This is a genomic window from Mycetocola sp. Y444, assembly GCF_059445295.1.
In genome coordinates this window covers 873,475-887,169 of record NZ_JCAIUB010000002.1, presented here as the reverse complement: position 1 = coordinate 887,169, position 13,695 = coordinate 873,475, and the positions used below count along the sequence as shown (strand labels likewise).

Here is a 13,695-nt window from a genome sequence, read left to right as displayed (position 1 = left end):
GCGCTGCGCGCCGACAGAGCGCCACGCACAAAGCCCCCGGCCCCGACGCATCACGCGTCGGGGCCGGGGGCTTTGTCGTTGTGCTAGCTGTGCAGGGCTGGCACGATGAGGTAGATACCGAGCAGTACTGCCGCGCCGCAGAGCGCGAAGCAGGTGTATGCGGCGATCTGGGCGATCCGCTTCTGCGTCGGCGACAGCGGATTCTTCCTGACGGCCTTGGCGGCCTTCTTCGCGGCCGACTTAATCTCGGCCTCGGTAAACACCGTGATTGCGTCGGTGAAGGTAGCCGGCGTAACAACCGGCACACGGCCCGCCCGCACGAGCAACTTCAGCCCGAGAGAGTACAGGCCGACAACGACGACGGTGCCGGTGAGCGCCGCCAGCAGGACGATAACGAACCCCATCCAGTCGATCACTTGGTCACCTTCTTGATGTCGGGCTCTGGAGCAATCGAGACGGCTTCACCGGACGCTGCGACCTCGCTCACGACGTTGTGGTGGCCGACCTGGTCGCGGCGAGACCACAGGAAGATGAAAGCGATGGTACCGATGCCGACGACGGCGTCAACGATGACACCCCACGTGCCGAGGTGCGCGACGAGGGCGGCGAGAGCACCGACGATGGCAGCGGCGGGAAGCGTCATCAGCCAGCCGAGGCCGATCCTGCCCGCGGTTTTCCAGCGCACTGTGGAGCCGCGGCGGCCGAGCCCCGAGCCGATGACGGAGCCGGAGGCAACCTGCGTTGTCGACAGCGCGAAACCAAGGTGGCTCGACGCGAGGATGGTTGCGGCGGTGCTGGTCTCGGCGGCGAAGCCCTGCGCCGGCTTCACGTCGGTGAGGCCGGTACCGAGGGTCTTGATGATGCGCCAGCCGCCAACGTAGGTGCCGAGAGCGATAGCGAGTGCACAGACGACCACAACCCAGAACTGCACGCCGTCACCCGGTGCCTGAAGGTTGACCGAGATGAGGGCGAGGGTGATGACACCCATCGTCTTCTGAGCATCGTTGGTGCCGTGCGCGAGGGCAACGAGCGAGGACGAGAAGATCTGGCCGTACCGGAAGCCCGAACGTCCGTCCGGCTTGCCGTCGTAACGGCGGGTGACGCCGTAGGCCAGCTTGGTGGCGATGAAGGCAATGAGCATGGCGGTGAGGGGGGCGAGGAGCGCCGGCAGGAGCACCTTGGAGGTGAGCACGCCGAAGTCAATGGCCCCGACACCAGCCCCGACGAGGGCGGCACCGATGAGCCCGCCGAACAGCGCGTGGGAGGAGCTGGACGGCAGTCCGAGCAGCCAGGTCAGCATGTTCCAGACGATCGCGCCGATCAGGCCAGCGAAGATGAGCTCCGGCGAGATCAGGACTCCACCTTCACCCTCGCGGATGATTCCACCCGAGATCGTCTTGGCGACCTCGGTCGACAGAAACGCACCGATCAGGTTAAGGATCGCCGCAAGCGTGACAGCCATCTTGGGCTTGAGAGCCCCAGTGGCAATCGGGGTCGCCATAGCGTTCGCTGTGTCGTGGAATCCGTTGGTGAAGTCGAAGAAAAGGGCAAGTGCTATAACAAGCACGATAATGAGGGTGATATCCACCGGCATAGTTCTCTGAGTAGGGACTCGCCCGGGCACAGGAATCCCTAAAAGTTCAGGAGGGATTCATGTGATCGAGGTTGCCAGTTGAGGGGCCGTAAACGATGATTACACCCCTCGATCCAGCCGTCAACTTGACACCCCCGTTTGGGCAAACGCTCAGCGACCCCCGCCGCCTCCGCCGCCGCCACCGCCGCCGGAGAATCCACCACCGCTCGAACCACCGCTTGAGCTCGCTGTCGCGCTGGCGGACCACGGTGTCGACGCCCCGGCCGAGGTCGCGAATGTACTCAGTCCCGCGGTGAAACCGTATGGCGAGAAGCCTGACCGACTCGAGTACCAGTCCGGATCGGTGCCGGTGGTCTCGTAGTACCTGCCCAGTTCTTCCGCCCATTCCTTCTCGATTCCCCACAGGACAGCGAAGGGAAGCAGCTTCTCGTAGAACTTGATCACCTCGACGGTGTCACCGGGGTTCACCGTGTCCTCGACACTCACCCGTTCGGCACCCTCCGGGCTTTGGAGCATGGCGATCCGGTCCTTTTCGGCGAGCGCCAGGTATTCCCTGAGCCCCAGAAGGTAATCCTTCACCTCGGCCCCCTCGGGCGTGAGCGCTTTCTTCGATGAGACAGCGAGCAGCGTGCCGATCGCACAGACCAGCCCGATGACGAGCCCGAATCCCAGCCACGCATTGACCGCATACGACGCCACACCGACACAGAAGAGCGCGAACAGCACAGCGAAAACGGCGAGAGCGAACAGGGCGAACCAGCCGGCGCGCGGTACTTTACGTTTCACGCGGTAGCCGGCAGCGACCGAAGCATCCGTCGCTTTCGTCGTCATGGCCTGGAGCTTCTTGCTGAGCGTGGTGTTCGTTGCGCTAAGCGGCATGATCATGTTCGGACGCCTTGTTGCGCCGAACAGGGCGTCGAGCGCCTCGAGATCGGCGCCCGATGCACCGGCGTCCGTGAGGAACTGGATGCGGTACTCGCGTTTCTTCGCGCCGAGCTTCGACGACTCGCCATCGTCGAGAATGCGGATGTTTCTCCTCACCGCGAGGCTCAGGAACAAGGCAGGGATGGCCTTCGTTATCTTGCCGATCAGGTCGGCGGCCACCACGATGTCCACGCCGGCTGGCACCGTGTACTGCGGGACTATGGTTCCTCGCCCTGGCGCATCCCTGACGTTTCGCCGCCTGGTGAAGACGGCGGCGATAAGACCGATCAGTCCTGCGCCGGCGATCCCTGCGGGGACCACGGTGAAGACGGGCCAGGTCGATGGGATCTCCGGCGTGACGAAGGTACCTGGTTCAAAGCCGATGGCTACAGTGAACGTTTCGTGCGGAGCGAGTCCGGTGACGGGCGAGGCGAACTCGACGGTCCCGTCCGTCGCCGTCTCTTCGAGCTCACACCTGTCGGTCGATCCCTGGGGACCCGTGTAGCAGGCTGCAGCGCCCGTCAGCTCGCTCGCCAGTTCCTCTGGCACGACGACCCGCATCTGCGCCTCGGTGAAGGGCTGGTTCCAGCCCGTTCCCGGTGCATCCCAGTAGAACTCGTCAGCGTCTGTGTCTGCGAACGCCCGGACAGCATCCTTCTGGGTGTACTCGATCACGTAGGTCTGGGTGCCACGGACGTAATCGTCAGTACCGAGCGCGAGGAGGATGAACCCGTCTTCGGTTTCGGAGTCGTCGAACTCGACCGGGTTTCCGGCGGCATCCGTCACCGACTGGATCTCGGTGTGCAGGTTGACGCCAAGGTATCCCTCGGGAATCGCCCGGATGATGCCCTTGTTCTGGTCGAACTCGGGGAACTCGGCGACGAACGTCTCGACGGCGGTGAGCGTTGAGTTGCCGTTGTCGTCCCTGCCGAGCGTGTACTCCCCGTCGAACGAACTGAAGGTGAAGTCGTCGACATCCGAGCGGATGCCTGCCTCCGCCTGCTGCGGCACGGCGGCGGTCGCCGGGATCCCCGCTGACATCACCAGCGCCCCCGTGACGGCGAGAAATACCGCCGCGCGGGCGAACCTGGAACGGACTGACTGTCGGGACGGCGATGTCGGCTGGAGCGTCATGCCACCAGCCTAGAAGACCGGCATCTCCGCTCACGCACAGGATCCGCGACGTCCGGAAGCGTCGCGCACCCGCCCTTACATCTCTTCGTGGGTGTTCGGGTCGCCGCCGAACAGTCGCCCGTTCTCCCGCCCGAGTGCGGTGATCGCGGCGAGTTCCTCGGCGGACAGGTCGCCACCGGGGAGTGAGAAGTTCTCCAGCTGCCGCTCGCGGTTTCCTGACTTCGGCAGCGGGACTGTGCCGCGCTGCGTGTGCCAGCGCAGGATGACCTGCACCGGGGTGATCCCGTGTTCGCGAGCGATGTCGACGACGACCTCGTCCTTGTACGGCGCCGCGCCTTTTCCGAGCGGGCTCCAGGCCTCAGTGACGATGCCGCGCTCGGTGTGGAACTCGATGAGGGGCTCCTGCGGGAAGCACGGGTGCACCTCGATCTGGTTCACCGCGGGGAGCACACCCGTCTCGGCGCCAAGCCGTTCGATGAACTCCTGAGTGAAGTTCGACACACCGATACTGCGAACCCGGTGGTCCCTCTGCAGTTGCACCATCGCCTTCCAGCTCTCGGCAAACTTCCCGACCGACGGGTTCGGCCAGTGAATGAGATAGAGGTCGATGGTGTCGACGCCGAGCGCGCTGGCAGAGGCATCGAACGACCGCAGGGTCTCGTCGTAGCCGTGGTCGCGGCCCGGCAGCTTCGTTGTGAGCGTGATCTCCGATCGAGGTACAGAGGTCTCCGCGATCGCGCGGCCGACAGCATCCTCATTGCCGTAATTCACAGCGGTGTCGATCAGCCGGTAGCCGATTTCGAGAGCGGATGCCACGGCATCCGTCGCCTCCTGCCCCTTCAGCGGGTAGGTGCCGAATCCGATTCCTGGAAGCTGGTTGCCGTCATTGAGCGTGAGCGAGCGGAGAGAAGTCATGTGTCGACCCTATGCCCGGGTGATGCCCGGTAGCGTGGAATCATGCCTGATATTTCCGCACCTCGCGCTGCACCTCGCGCCGCGAAGCGCCCCACCGAACGGACTCACCACGGCGATACAGTCGTCGACGACTACGAGTGGCTGCGCGACAAGAGCAACCCCGAGGTGATCGCCCACCTCGAAGCCGAGAACGCCTGGACCGATGCGCAGACCGCGTCACTCGCTCCACTCAGGCAGAGGATCTTCGAGGAGATCAAGGGACGGACCCTCGAGACCGACCTCAGCGTTCCCGTGCGTGAGGGCGACTGGTGGTACTACTCGAGGAGCATCGAGGGCAAGGAGTACGCCCTGCACTGTCGGGCGCCCATCACAGACCCGCTCGACTGGACTCCGCCGACCCTCACCCCCGGCGTCGACGTCGCCGGTGAACAGGTGCTGCTCGACGGCAACGTCGAGGCCGATGGGCACGAGTTCTTCTCGCTCGGCTCGTTCGACGTCTCGCTCGACGGCCGGCTGCTGGCCTGGGCCGTCGACACCGAGGGTGACGAGCGGTACACCCTCCGGATCCGTGACCTGGTGACGGGCGTCGACCTGCCGGACGAGATTCCCAACACCTCACACGGCGCGACCTTCTCCCCCGACGGCGCCCACGTGTTCTACACGACGGTTGACGAGTCCTGGCGACCGGACACGCTCTGGCGGCACGAGGTCGGCACGGCGTCGAGCGCCGATGTCGTCGTGCTCTCCGAGCCGGACGAACGGTTCTGGGTCGGCGCCGGAGTCACCCGGAGCGCGAAGTACATCATCATCGTGGTCTCCTCGAGCGTCACCAGCGAGTGGCTCATCCTCGATGCTGCTGACCCGACCGCCGAGCCCCGGGTGGTCTGGGAACGCCGGGACGAGGTTGAGTACTCCCTCGAGCACGCCGTGATCGGCGGCGAGGACTGGTTCCTCATCCTTCACAATGACGGTGCCCCGAACTTCGAGCTGGTCGCTGTGCGCCCGGATGCCGTCGGCACCGGCCCGGCGGACGCCATCGTCGTGCGTGAACACAGTGCCGAGGTCAGGCTCGAGGACGTCGAGGCGTTCGCCGGCCACCTCGTGTTCGGTTACCGGCGGGCGGGGCTCAGCCAGCTCGGCATCGCAACCCTGGACGGGGTCGACTCCCCCGCTGCTCTCGCCGTCGACGAGGTGCCGTTCACCGAACCGCTGTACACCGTCGGGTCGTCGAGCAACCCCGAGTGGACGCAACCGACGGTCCGATTCGGGTTCGGCTCACTGGTCACACCCGCGACGGTGTTCGACCTCGACGTACGCACCGGTGAGCTCGCCCTGCTCAAGCAGCAGCCGGTGCTCGGCGGGTACGACCCGCTCGACTACGAACAGAAACGCGAGTGGGCGGTCGCCGACGACGGGACACGGGTCCCCATTTCGCTGGTCTGGAAGAAGGGAGCGGCCCACCCCGGTCCGCTCGAGCTCTACGGGTACGGCTCATACGAGGCGAGCATGGACCCGGCGTTCTCAGTGGCGCGGCTGAGCCTCCTGGACCGAGGCGTCACGTTTGCCATCGCGCACGTCCGCGGCGGTGGCGAGCTGGGCCGCGCGTGGTACGAGAACGGCAAGACGCTGGCCAAGAAGAACACGTTCACCGACTTCGTGGCGTGTGCACGTCATCTCGTTGCCGAGGGGTACACCACACCAGAGCGGATGGTCGCTGAGGGCGGAAGCGCGGGAGGCCTGCTCATGGGCGCCGTCGCGAACCTTGCCCCTGAACTCTTCGCCGGCATCCTTGCCGCTGTTCCCTTTGTCGACCCGCTCACCAGCATCCTCGATCCTGATCTTCCGCTCACCGTCATCGAGTGGGACGAATGGGGAAACCCGCTTGAGGACGCCGGAGTCTACGAGTACATGAAGTCGTACTCGCCGTACGAAAACGTGCGGGAGGGAGTCGATTACCCGCAGATCCTCGCGGTGACGAGCCTCAACGACACGAGGGTGCTCTACGTTGAGCCAGCCAAGTGGGTGGCCCGCCTGCGCGAGGTGGGCGCGCCGGCACTGCTCAAGATCGAGATGAGCGCCGGTCACGGCGGAGTCAGCGGCCGGTACAAGGCCTGGCACGAGCGCGCTTACGAGCTCGCCTGGCTGCTCAAGGTGCTGGGTCTGGCCGACTAAACGCCGAACGCTGCACTTCCATGCTCAAGCTGCAGATGTTTCTGCAGCGCGGGCATGGAAGTGCAGCGCTCGCGAGGACGGCTGGGCCGAGACGTACGGCTTAGCCGAACAGGATTGCGGCCTCGTCGTAGCGCTCCTGAGGCACCGTCTTCAGCCCGCCGAGGGCATCCTCAAACGGAACGTTGACGATATCGGTGCCGCGCAGCGCGACCATGGTGCCCCACTCCTTCTTCATGACGGAGTCGATGGCAGCCATGCCGAGGCGGGTGGCGAGCACGCGGTCGTACGCGCTCGGTACGCCACCGCGCTGGAGGTGCCCGAGCACCGTGGCGCGGGACTCGATACCTGTGCGCTCCTCGATGATGGGCGCGAGCACGTCGGCGATGCCGCCGAGGCGGGGACGATTGAACGCGTCGAGCCCCTTCTCGGAGTGAGCGCTCTCCATGGTGTCGAGCGTGAATCCCTCTGAGACCACGATGACAGGGGCGCGGCCGCGATCTCCGACGCTCTTCGCCCACTCGCAGATCTGATCGATCGACTGCGGCTGCTCCGGGATGAGGATCGCGTGGGCGCCTGCTGCCATGCCGGAGTGCAGTGCGATCCAGCCGACGTGGCGTCCCATGACTTCGACGACCATGCAGCGCTTGTGTGACTCACCAGTGGTGCGCAGCCGGTCGATCGCCTCGGTGGCGATCTCGACGGCGGTGTCGAAGCCGAACGAGTAGTCGGTGGCATCGAGGTCGTTGTCGATGGTCTTCGGCACGCCGACGATCTGAAGTCCGGCATCCGTCAACCGCTTCGCCGCCGCGAGAGTGCCCTCTCCACCGATCGCGATGAGCGCGTCGATCCCGAGCCTGTCGAGTGTCGCCTGGACGTTCTCGGGGCCGCCGTGCGGGCCCTCGAACGGATTCGTGCGGCTGGTGCCGAGGATGGTGCCACCCTGCTTGCCGAGGCCGCGCACGCTGTGCCGGTCGAGCGGCATGGTCAGTCCCTCGACGACACCCTTCCACCCATCCCGAATTCCGATGAACTCCTGGTTGTGGATCTTGGTGCCTTTCAGCACGGCTCCACGGATGACGGCGTTCAGTCCGGGGCAGTCGCCGCCGCTGGTGAGTACACCAATTCTCATAGGGTTACGTTCCTCATACGGTAGATGGGGGAATGAAAAGAGCAGCGTCGTTGCTGCAATGAGGATAGCGTGAAGCACGCGCCGGGGTTTACCCGCCGGCGTACCGCGACCCGCAATAGACCGAGAACAGTAGCAAGAAAGTCCCACGAAATCATGAGCACAACGACCAGTTACATTCCCGAAGACGGCACCATCACGATGTTCTCAACGGGATGGTGCGGTTACTGTTCACGACTGAAGAGCCAGCTCGACAAGGCCGGAATCGGGTACACCGAAGTCAACATCGAAGAGGTCCCGGGAACTGCCGAGTTGGTCGCGAGCCTCAACGGCGGCAACCAGACGGTCCCGACGGTGATCTACCCGGATGGCACCTCGGCGACCAACCCGTCTCTCATCGCCGTCAAGGCTGCGCTCGGCGCTTGAGCCCCGGCGTGTGCTCGCGCGCGGCTGAACAGCATCCGCTTCGAGAGCGCAAGGGGTAGCCTCGGCCGTCGTCGTCGCCGTAGCCTCGAGCCATGACCGACGCACAGAACACCCCAAAGACCGGGCCGAACACGGAAAACACCGAGGGAACCGCGAACACCGCGACCTCGAACGACCCGCTGACCGATTTCTCGATTCCGCAGGACGCCGACATCGTCGCCGATGATGCCGCTGGTGACCCGGAGTCACACGACTCGGGTTCCGGTTCGGTCGAGAACAACGCAACCGGCCACGACACGGCGTCAGACAATCCGAGCGGACAGTCCGACCGTGTTGCCGAGAATCCGGCCGTTGACGCGGCCACTCCTGCCGAAGCCGAGGAACTCGCACCAGACCCGGGCTAAACCCTCAATCCGCGGAACACAGACCGCCGTTGGCCTAGCGCCTGCGGCGGTCTTCTGCGTGTGCGTCTGCCGGGGTGTCGACCTTGATCATCACACCGGCCGCGACGAACGGAATCGCCGCGATCAGCTGTGCAGCGAACCAGCCGTCACCGGAGAGCGGCAACGGGAACACCGGGTTCCACAGCACGATGATGGGCACGAGGACGATCAGCCACCAGTACTGCCTGCCCTGGATCGCGAACCAGCCGATGATCACCGCGAGGATGGTCACGGCGAAGTGCACCGCGATGAACCATGAGTCCTCGATGAACGCGACACCCGCCATCAGGACGATGGCGGCGAGGATGCCGGGGGCGAGGGCAGGCCTCGAGAACGTCGGTTCGGCAGGCCGTGCCTGTGGTTTCGCCACGATTACGCCGCCAGCGCGTCGCGCAGCAGCGCGACGAGAGCGTTGAGCTGGACGGAATCGCTCGTCGTGATCTCCTGGTCGCTGCCGTCGAGCGCCCGAGCCGCGAGGCCCTGCTTGCTGTCGATGAGCTCGGCGATCTTCGCGTCGATAGTGTGAGCAGCGATGATCCGCCACGCCGTCACCGGCTCGTCCTGGCCGATGCGGTGAACGCGGTCGATCGCCTGCGTCTGCTCCGCAGCGGTCCAGCTGAGCTCGGCAAGAACGACGTTCGACGCGGCCTGCAGGTTGAGTCCCACTCCCGCAGCGGTGAGCGAACAGACAGCAACGGCCACGTCCGGGTCGTTGTTGAAGGCATCGATCGCGGCCTGGCGGGCCGGAGTCGACTGGTCTCCACGGATCGACACCGTACGGATGCCGCGGCCGGCGAAGACCTGCTCCGCTGTGTCCATGACGTCGATGTGCTTGGCGAAGAAGACGACCTTGCCCACCGAGTGAGCCAGCTGCGCCGTGTAATCGGCCGCGAGCACTGCTTTCGCCTGGCCGATCTTGCGCACCATGGTGAAGACGTTCTCCGCTCCCCCAGACGCCTTGGACTCGTCGAGTTCGCCCTGGGCGACGAGACGCATGATGTCGGTGTCCGGTTCTCCGGCCAGCGACGCGCGTTCCCCGCGTGCCTCGATGATGCGACGGTACTTTGCAAGCAGCCGGGCGCCGAGTTCGCGCTCGGCGTCGCGGATGGAACGCCCGAGGTCGTCGTCGAGTTCGACGGGAAGGTCGGCGATCATCTTCGACGGCAGGTCCTTGGCGACGTCGATCTTGCGACGACGGACGATGCCCATGTCGATGACGGCACTGCGAGCCTCGGGGTAGAAGTCGCGGTCGGCCGGGGTGAGTCCGGTCTCCTCGAGCTTCGCCATGAGTTCGGGCGCGGGCTTGTCGCCATCGACCCAGCCGAGGAACTGCCAGATGGCATTGAAGTCCTCGACATCGTTGATGAGCGGCGTACCGGTGAGCGCGAGCATCAGCGGGTTGCCGCCCGGTGTGAGCTTGCGGATACGCGACGCGAGCGACAGCACGTGCTGTGAACGCTGCGAGTGCAGGTTCTTGATGAAGTGCGCCTCGTCGACGACCATGCCCTTGAACCCGAGGGTTCCCAGCCAGGCGAGGTGACGGTCGAGCACTTCGTAGTTGACGATGACGACATCGGCGAACGCATCGAGGTCGCGACCGTCACCGTGGATGACCGTTGCGCGGCGGTTGGGCGCCCAGCGCTCGACCTCTCGTGCCCAGTTCATCTTCACGACGTTGGGGACGACGGCGAGCAGCGGCCACGCGTCGGCGACGCTGGCGGCGAGGATCGACTGCGCGGTCTTGCCGAGCCCGGGCTCATCGGCGAGCAGGAAGGTGCGGTGACCCTCCCGGACCGCTTCAACGAATCGGGCCTGGTGCCGCATGATCTCGCGACCCTTGGGAGAAAGCCTGTCGATCTTCGGCGCCTCGGGAAGTTCCATACTCGCGGCTCGCCCGCCTGAGCCCTGTTCGAACGCCTTGTACAGCGGGCCCATCAGCTCCCAGTTGGAGAGCCGGCCGCGAACGGGCTGCTTCACCTCCGGCTGGTCGAGGACCGGGGCGAGGAACGGATTGGCCATCAGCCGCGACTTCACGGACTGCGGGATGACCTGCTTCTCCGCGAGTTCGGCGGGAACTACGGGCTCAAGCACCGGCTTCGTTGTGGTGATGATCAGCTCGTCGGGGCTCAGCTCAGCGCCGGACTCGAGCAGCCAGTCGCGACGCAACTTCTGCGCAACCGGCGTGGTGGCGGCATCCGCTTCGAGCAGCGTGATGAGCGAGGTGTCGCGCGCGGCGGTCTTCGCAAGAATGGTCGCAACACCGTCGAGTCGCTTCAGCAGTTCCGCTCGCGTGCTGTCGCTGAGGGTGGTGTCGGCTTTGACCTTTGCCCGTTCCTCACGAACCAGGAACGCGATGACCTGGAACTTGGTCCGGTTCGTTGGCCCGACCTTGCCCTTCTGCGCCTTCGCTTCAACCTCGCGCACCTTGCGGGCGAGGATGGGGATGATCGGGGATTCGTCATCGTGTCGTGACGATGAACCGCGCGACGATGATGCGCGCGATGAAGATCCGCGGGTGGCCTGTCGGCCAGAACTGCGGCGTGTACCGGTGTGCGGCATGCTCCTCCTGAGCAGTCGAATGGCCAGGCGGATGCCGGTGGCCGAGACAGCGGGCGCCGATTACGTGACCAATCGACGCGAAGATGTTCATTGCGGATCGGCACACCCCACACGGCGGGCGCTCGCTCATTCTACGCCATGGAAGAGGTCAGCGTGGTGTGAATGAGCGCAGTCTGAGACTGTTGAGCACCACGAATACGCTCGAGAACGCCATGGCGGCGCCGGCGATGATCGGGTTGAGCAGCCCGAAAGCGGCGAGCGGGAGCGCAGCGACGTTGTAGGCGAAGGCCCAGAACAGGTTGCCGCGGATGATGGCGAGCGTTTTTCGCGACAACTCGACGGCGTCGGCAACGCTTCCGAGGTCGGAGCGGACGAGCGTGATGTCTGACGCCGAGATCGCGGCATCCGTCCCGGAACCCATCGCGATACCGAGGTCAGCCGTCGCGAGCGCTGCCGCGTCGTTCACGCCATCGCCGACCATCGCAACACTGTGGCCATCGCCCTGGATGCGCCGGATCTCGTCGACCTTTTGTTCGGGGAGCACGCCCGCGACGACACGATCGATACCGACCTCACCGGCGACGACCCGGGCGGCGCGCTCATTGTCACCGGTCAGCAGGACGATGCTGAGTCCGAGCCGGCGCAGGCGCTCGACGGCGGAACGCGCTCCCGGCTTGACCGTGTCGGCCACCTCAAGCACGCCTCGAATTTCGCCATCCCAGCCGACCACAACGGCTGTCGATCCCGCAGATTCCGCCGCGGTGATGGCATCCGCAAGCCCATCGGGCACAGTGCAACCGTGTTCGGCGGCAAAGGCAGGCCGTCCGACGACGACCTCGGAGCCGTCAACCGTTCCCGTCACGCCGAGTCCCGCTGCGCTCCGGAAGTCGGACACCGCCGGCGCCACCGCACGATGTCCATCGGTGCCCACGAGGTCCACTGCCCCGGCGACGATGGCCCGGGCGATCGGATGCTCCGACGCGGCTTCGAGCGACGCCGCACGACCGAGCGCGGTTTCGTCGGTCGCGGTCACACGGGTCAGCGTCATGGTTCCGGTCGTGACCGTGCCCGTCTTGTCGAGCACGACCGTGTCGATTCGGCGCGCCCGCTCGAGCGCTTCAGGGCCTGTGATGAGAATGCCCGACTGCGCACCGCGACTGGTGCCGACGAGAAGTGCAACGGGGGTGGCGAGGCCGAGGGCGCAGGGGCACGCGATGATGAGCACGGCAACCGCGGCGGTGAATCCCGACGAGAGCGGGTTACCGGCGAGCACCCACCCCGCGAACACAGCAACGGCGAGGGCGATGACGATGGGTACGAAGACCGCCGAGATCCGGTCGGCCAGCCGCTGGGCCTGCCCCTTTCCCAGCTGGGCGGCTTCGACGAGGCGCGCCATCTGGGCGAGCCGCGTCTCGCTTCCGACCCGGGTCGCCCGGACGATGAGCCGCCCACCGCCGGCGATCGTGCCACCGGTCACCGCGTCGCCCGGCGCCACCTCGACGGGGACCGATTCTCCCGTGAGCATGCTGACATCGACGGCGGCAGAGCCGGACTCGACGATGCCGTCCGTGGCGATCGTCTCACCGGGACGGACGACAAACCGATCGCCGGTCGTGAGTTCGCCGACCGGGATCGTGGATTCCTGCGATCCGGACGGTCCGGAACGCAGCACCGTCACATCTTTCGCTCCCAGTTCGAGCAGTGACCGGAGCGCGTGCCCTGCCGCACGCCGAGAGCGCTGCTCGATGTACCGACCGAGGAGAAGGAAGACGGTGACTCCGGCGGCCACCTCGAGATAGATGGTTCCCGACGGGTCGGCGTCCGGGGTGAACAGGCTGAACTCGTGCGTCGCTCCGGGCATTCCAGCCATGCCGAAGAACAGCGCCCAGAGCGACCAGAGGAATGCGGCCCCTGTGCCGAGCGTGATGAGGGTGTCCATGGTGAGCGTGCCATGGCGGAGGTTCAGCCAGGTCGCCCGATGGAAGGGGTATCCGCCCCAGATCACAACCGGGGCGGCGAGCGCGAGCGACACCCACTGCCAGTTCACGAACTGCCAGGCCGGAACCATCGCCAGCACCACGACGGGAAGCGTGAGGACAGCGCTCACGATAAGCCTGGTGCGAAGGGATGCCGGCTCCGCGCGGGCGGCAGGCTCGGCGAGCGGACGCTCTGGCACCAGCGTGGCCCCGTAGCCGGCGGACTCAACCGCCGTGACCAGCTGCTCGGCGGACACCGTGGCCGGAAAGTGGACGCTGGCTCGCTCCGTGGCGAGGTTGACCTCGGCGGTCACGCCGTCCAGCCGGGACAGGCGTTTTTCCACGCGAGCGACGCAACTGGCACAGGTCATCCCCGAAATTTCGAGCGTTGCGGTCTTCACTCTTCCACGGTACCCCTAGGGGGTA

11 protein-coding genes are annotated in these 13,695 nt (G+C 65.8%); 3 read left to right on the top strand and 8 right to left on the bottom strand.

Going from position 1 to position 13,695, the window contains the following annotated elements:
- Positions 1-83 precede the first annotated feature (83 nt).
- The 4 genes from AC1C2M_RS10810 to AC1C2M_RS10795 form a co-directional block, all read right to left on the bottom strand.
- Positions 84-416, bottom strand: a complete 333-nt coding sequence (locus tag AC1C2M_RS10810) for a peptidase (protein ID WP_495436380.1) — start codon at positions 414-416, stop codon at positions 84-86.
- A complete protein-coding gene (locus AC1C2M_RS10805; RefSeq protein ID WP_483405906.1) occupies positions 413-1,588 on the bottom strand; it encodes an inorganic phosphate transporter in 1,176 nt (391 codons plus the stop codon). Before AC1C2M_RS10805 ends, AC1C2M_RS10810 begins: the two co-directional genes overlap by 4 nt.
- A gap of 156 nt (positions 1,589-1,744) precedes the next feature.
- Positions 1,745-3,652 (bottom strand): DUF2207 domain-containing protein, encoded by a 1,908-nt coding sequence (locus AC1C2M_RS10800; protein WP_495436378.1) that lies wholly within the window; start codon positions 3,650-3,652, stop codon positions 1,745-1,747.
- Between the two features lie 75 nt (positions 3,653-3,727).
- Entirely contained in the window at positions 3,728-4,567 is an 840-nt protein-coding gene (locus AC1C2M_RS10795; protein ID WP_495436376.1) for an aldo/keto reductase, read from the bottom strand.
- 42 nt (positions 4,568-4,609) lie between these two features.
- Between AC1C2M_RS10795 and AC1C2M_RS10790 the strand changes: the two genes are divergently transcribed.
- Positions 4,610-6,739: a S9 family peptidase gene (locus AC1C2M_RS10790; RefSeq protein WP_483405750.1), complete on the top strand. Its 2,130-nt coding sequence runs from the start codon at positions 4,610-4,612 to the stop codon at positions 6,737-6,739.
- Between the two features lie 100 nt (positions 6,740-6,839).
- Here AC1C2M_RS10790 and AC1C2M_RS10785 read toward each other — a convergent pair whose 3' ends face one another.
- Positions 6,840-7,868, bottom strand: coding sequence for a 6-phosphofructokinase (locus tag AC1C2M_RS10785; RefSeq protein ID WP_483405749.1), 1,029 nt, complete (start codon positions 7,866-7,868; stop codon positions 6,840-6,842).
- Positions 7,869-8,021: 153 nt separating this feature from the next.
- Between AC1C2M_RS10785 and AC1C2M_RS10780 the strand changes: the two genes are divergently transcribed.
- Both AC1C2M_RS10780 and AC1C2M_RS10775 read left to right on the top strand, forming a co-directional pair.
- Positions 8,022-8,291, top strand: a complete 270-nt coding sequence (locus AC1C2M_RS10780; RefSeq protein ID WP_483405748.1) for a mycoredoxin — start codon at positions 8,022-8,024, stop codon at positions 8,289-8,291.
- A gap of 92 nt (positions 8,292-8,383) precedes the next feature.
- On the top strand, positions 8,384-8,695 hold the full coding sequence (locus AC1C2M_RS10775) for a hypothetical protein (RefSeq protein WP_483405747.1): 312 nt from the start codon (positions 8,384-8,386) through the stop codon (positions 8,693-8,695).
- A gap of 34 nt (positions 8,696-8,729) precedes the next feature.
- Here AC1C2M_RS10775 and AC1C2M_RS10770 read toward each other — a convergent pair whose 3' ends face one another.
- The 3 genes from AC1C2M_RS10770 to AC1C2M_RS10760 all read right to left on the bottom strand — a co-directional run bounded on the left by AC1C2M_RS10770 (position 8,730) and on the right by AC1C2M_RS10760 (position 13,670).
- Positions 8,730-9,104 carry a DUF6804 family protein gene (locus tag AC1C2M_RS10770; protein ID WP_483405746.1) on the bottom strand — a complete coding sequence of 125 codons (375 nt, stop codon included), beginning with the start codon at positions 9,102-9,104 and terminating at the stop codon, positions 8,730-8,732.
- Positions 9,105-9,106: 2 nt separating this feature from the next.
- Positions 9,107-11,293 (bottom strand): DEAD/DEAH box helicase, encoded by a 2,187-nt coding sequence (locus AC1C2M_RS10765; protein ID WP_483405745.1) that lies wholly within the window; start codon positions 11,291-11,293, stop codon positions 9,107-9,109.
- Between the two features lie 148 nt (positions 11,294-11,441).
- Positions 11,442-13,670, bottom strand: a complete 2,229-nt coding sequence (locus AC1C2M_RS10760; protein WP_495436375.1) for a heavy metal translocating P-type ATPase — start codon at positions 13,668-13,670, stop codon at positions 11,442-11,444.
- Between the last annotated feature and the right edge of the window lie 25 nt (positions 13,671-13,695).

Excerpts from the sequence above, each read along its gene's own strand:
- AC1C2M_RS10780 (WP_483405748.1), top strand. The coding sequence starts at position 8,022 with ATGAGCACAACGACCAGTTACATTCCCGAAGACGGCACCATCACGATG.
- AC1C2M_RS10765 (WP_483405745.1), bottom strand. The coding sequence starts at position 11,293 with ATGCCGCACACCGGTACACGCCGCAGTTCTGGCCGACAGGCCACCCGC.
- AC1C2M_RS10785 (WP_483405749.1), bottom strand. The coding sequence starts at position 7,868 with ATGAGAATTGGTGTACTCACCAGCGGCGGCGACTGCCCCGGACTGAAC.
- AC1C2M_RS10790 (WP_483405750.1), top strand. The coding sequence starts at position 4,610 with ATGCCTGATATTTCCGCACCTCGCGCTGCACCTCGCGCCGCGAAGCGC.
- AC1C2M_RS10775 (WP_483405747.1), top strand. The coding sequence starts at position 8,384 with ATGACCGACGCACAGAACACCCCAAAGACCGGGCCGAACACGGAAAAC.
- AC1C2M_RS10795 (WP_495436376.1), bottom strand. The coding sequence starts at position 4,567 with ATGACTTCTCTCCGCTCGCTCACGCTCAATGACGGCAACCAGCTTCCA.
- AC1C2M_RS10800 (WP_495436378.1), bottom strand. The coding sequence starts at position 3,652 with ATGACGCTCCAGCCGACATCGCCGTCCCGACAGTCAGTCCGTTCCAGG.